This is a genomic window from Pseudomonas sp. RL_105y_Pfl2_101, from assembly GCF_963970585.1.
Classification (GTDB): domain Bacteria; phylum Pseudomonadota; class Gammaproteobacteria; order Pseudomonadales; family Pseudomonadaceae; genus Aquipseudomonas.
Map to the genome: position 1 here is coordinate 1 of NZ_CAXAPG010000081.1, position 3,823 is coordinate 3,823.

The 3,823-nt window shown below is 63.9% G+C and carries 1 protein-coding gene; it reads left to right on the top strand.

Going from position 1 to position 3,823, the window contains the following annotated elements:
* Window positions 1–3,823 (top strand): amino acid adenylation domain-containing protein (locus AACY31_RS28255; protein WP_339505581.1); only part of this gene is annotated, 3,823 nt, incomplete at both ends.

The window sequence follows — 3,823 nt, forward strand, 5'->3', positions numbered from 1 at the left end:
CTGTTGTGGATGCAGGACGAATACGCCTTGAGCGCCACAGACGCAGTGCTGCAAAAGACCCCGTTCAGCTTCGACGTGTCGGTGTGGGAGTTCTTCTGGCCGCTGTTCAGCGGTGCGCGGTTGGTGATGGCCCGTCCGGGCGGGCATCGTGATCCTGCCTACCTGCGCGAAGTGATCCAGGCCCAAGGCATCACCACATTGCACTTCGTGCCGTCGATGCTCGACGTGTTCCTGGCCCATGGCGAGGCAGGTCAGTGCGAAGGCTTGGTGCGGGTGATGTGCAGCGGCGAGGCGTTGCCGGGGCATCTGGTGCGGCGCTTCAAGACGCAACTGCCGCACAGCAGCCTGTACAACCTGTACGGCCCGACCGAAGCGGCGGTGGACGTGACGGCGTGGGATTGCACGGGTGCAGAAACCCCGGACAGCACGCCCATCGGCAAGCCGATTTCCAACACCCGGATCTACCTGCTCGATGCCCATCGACAACCGGTGCCTTTGGGCGTGGCCGGGGAAATTTACATCGGTGGCGTGCAGGTGGCGCGGGGTTACCTGAACCGTCCGGAATTGACCGTCGAGCGTTTCCTGGGGGATCCGTTCAGCACCGCGGCAAATGCGCGGATGTACCGCACCGGCGACCTGGGTCGTTACCTGCCGGACGGCAACATCGAGTACCTGGGGCGCAACGATGACCAAGTGAAGATCCGCGGTTTCCGCATCGAGCTGGGCGAGATCGAAGCGCGGCTGGCGCAGCATGAGGCGGTGAAAGAAGCTGTGGTGCTGGCCCGTGAAGACGTGCCGGGCGAGAAACGCCTGGTGGCCTATTTCACACCTCATGCACCAGAAGCGTTCGCTGACATCGAAGCCTTGCGCGCTCATCTGCTAGGGCAACTGCCTGAGTACATGGTGCCGACCGCCTACATCCGGCTCGATGTGCTGCCGCTGACCCCCAACGGCAAACTCGACCGCAAGGCGCTGCCGGCACCGGATCACTCAGCGGTGATCGCTCGTGAGTACGAGGCCCCGCAGGGCACCGTCGAAACGACCCTGGCACAGTTGTGGGCCGAGTTGCTCCAGGTCGAGCAGGTCGGTCGCCATGACAATTTCTTTGAATTGGGCGGCCACTCGCTGCTGGCGGTCACGCTGATCGAACGCATGCGCCAAGTGGGCCTGAGCGCCGATGTCCGCGTGCTGTTCGGCCAGCCGACGCTGGCGGCATTGGCGGCGGCCGTGGGGGGCGTGACGGAGGTCATGGTGCCGGTCAACGGCATTACCCGCGGCTGCGCCCGCATCACGCCGGACATGTTGCCGTTGGCCGATCTGTCCCAAGCGGAAATCGAGCAGATCGTCGCGACGGTGCCGGGCGGCATAAGCAATGTCCAGGACATCTATGCCCTGGCGCCGTTGCAGGAAGGCATCCTGTATCACCACCTGGCTTCGCAGCAGGGTGATCTCTACGTGCAGCAGGCCACCTTCAACTTCAAGGACCGCGCCCGGCTGGACGCCTTTGTCGACGCATTGCAAAGCGTCATCGACCGGCATGACATCTTGCGCACCGCTGTACTCTGGGAAGGCCTGTGCGAGCCGGTGCAAGTGGTCGTTCGCCAGGCGCAATTGATTCTGGACGAGTGTGTTTTCGAGCCGGGCCACGATGTCGCCACGCAGCTTCTCGAACGCTTCGACCGGCAGCACCTGCGCCTCGATGTACGCCAGGCGCCGCTGATGCGCCTGGCGTTCACCCATGACACCGCCAACCAGCGGTGGATCGCCATGCTGTTGTTCCACCATATGGCCCTTGATCACACGGCGCTGGAAGTGGTGCAACACGAGATGCAGGCGCACCTGCTGGGCCACGCTGATCGGTTGGGCGAAGCGGTACCGTTCCGCAACTACGTGGCCCAGGCCCGCTTGGGCGTGAGCCGTGAGGAACATGAAGGGTTCTTCCGCGACATGCTCGGCGACATCGAGGAACCCACGTTGCCGTTCGGCTTGCTGGATGTCCGTGGCGACGGCAGCGATATCGAAGCGGCCGGACTCAACCTCGCCGCCGACCTCAGCCGGCGCCTGCGGGCCCAGGCCCGTCAGTTGGGGGTGAGCGCTGCGAGCCTGCATCACTTGGCGTGGGCGCAGGTCCTGAGCAAAGTGTCCGGCAAGCAGGATGTGGTCTTTGGCACGGTGTTGATGGGCCGGATGCAGGGCGGTGAGGGCGCCGACCGGGCACTGGGCATGTTCATCAACACCCTGCCATTGCGGGTGGATGTCGATACCCGAGGCGTGCGTGACGGGGTGAAAGCCACCCACGCGCGTTTGACCGGTCTGCTGGGGCACGAGCACGCCTCGCTGTCCCTGGCCCAACGTTGCAGCGGCGTCGCCGCGCCGCTGCCGTTGTTCAGCGCCTTGCTCAACTACCGGCACAGCGCAATGGGCACGGCGTCGAGCGAAGCGTTTGCTGCCTGGGAGGGCATCGAGGCCCTGGGCAGTGAAGAACGTACCAACTACCCGCTGACCTTGTCGGTGGATGACCTGGGCGAAGGTTTTTATGTGTCGGCACTGGCGGTACCTCGGATCGGTGCGCAGCGGATGTGTGTCTATATGAACATCGCCTTGGAGCATCTGGTCGAGGCGCTGGAACAAATGCCGCAGACGCCGTTGAACAGCGTGTCGATCCTGCCGTCGGCCGAGCGTCGCCACTTACTGGTGGATTTCAACGCCACCACTCGCCGCTATCCCCAGGACAGGACTGTCCATGGCCTGTTCGAGGCGCAGGTCACGCAGCGTCCGCAAGCCATTGCGGCCGTACACAATGCCCCAAGCCTGACGTACACCGAGTTGAACCACCGGGCCAATGGCCTGGCCCGTCATCTGGTCGGCCTGGGTGTGCAACCGGGCGATCGGGTGGCGATTGCCCTGGAGCGTTCGCTCGAGCTGTTGGTCAGCCAACTGGCGATCCTCAAGTGTGCCGCCGCCTATGTACCGCTGGATGTCAGCGCGCCGCTGGAACGGCAACAGTTCATGGTGCAGGACAGCGGGGCTCAAGTCGTGCTGACGTCGAGCACGGCGCTAGCGCCTGAAGCCTCACAACGGCTGGACCTGGACACGCTGGTCCTCAATGAAACCGCCGATAACCTCGATCTGGTGCAAAGCAGCGAAGCGGTGGCCTACATCATGTACACCTCCGGTTCCACCGGCACCCCGAAAGGCGTGCTGGTGCCGCACCGGGCGATCAACCGACTGGTGATCAACAACGGTTACGCCGACTTCAACGCCGAGGACCGAGTCGCCTTTGCCTCCAACCCGGCCTTCGACGCCAGCACCCTCGACGTCTGGGCACCGTTGCTCAATGGCGGTTGCGTGGTGGTGGTCGACCAGGACGTGCTGTTGTCCCAGGCGGATTTCCAGGCGCTGTTGCTCGAGCAATCGGTGAGCGTGCTGTGGATGACCGCTGGCCTGTTCCACCAATACGCCGCCGGGCTGATGCCGGTGTTCGCCCAACTGCGCTACCTGATCGTCGGTGGCGATGTGCTCGACCCGGCGGTGATCGGTCGCGTTCTAAAGGAAGGCGCGCCGGCTCACTTGCTCAACGGCTACGGCCCGACCGAAGCCACCACCTTCACCACCACCCATGAAATCAAGCAGGTGGGCGAGGGCGGTATCCCGATTGGTCGTCCGATTGGCAATACCCGCGTCTATGTGCTGGACGCCAACCAGCAACCCGTGCCCATCGGCGTGGCCGGCGAGTTGTACATCGGCGGCGATGGCGTGGCGAAAGGGTATTTGAATCGCCCTGAACTGACCGCCGAGAAGTTCGTTGCAGACCCGTTCAATG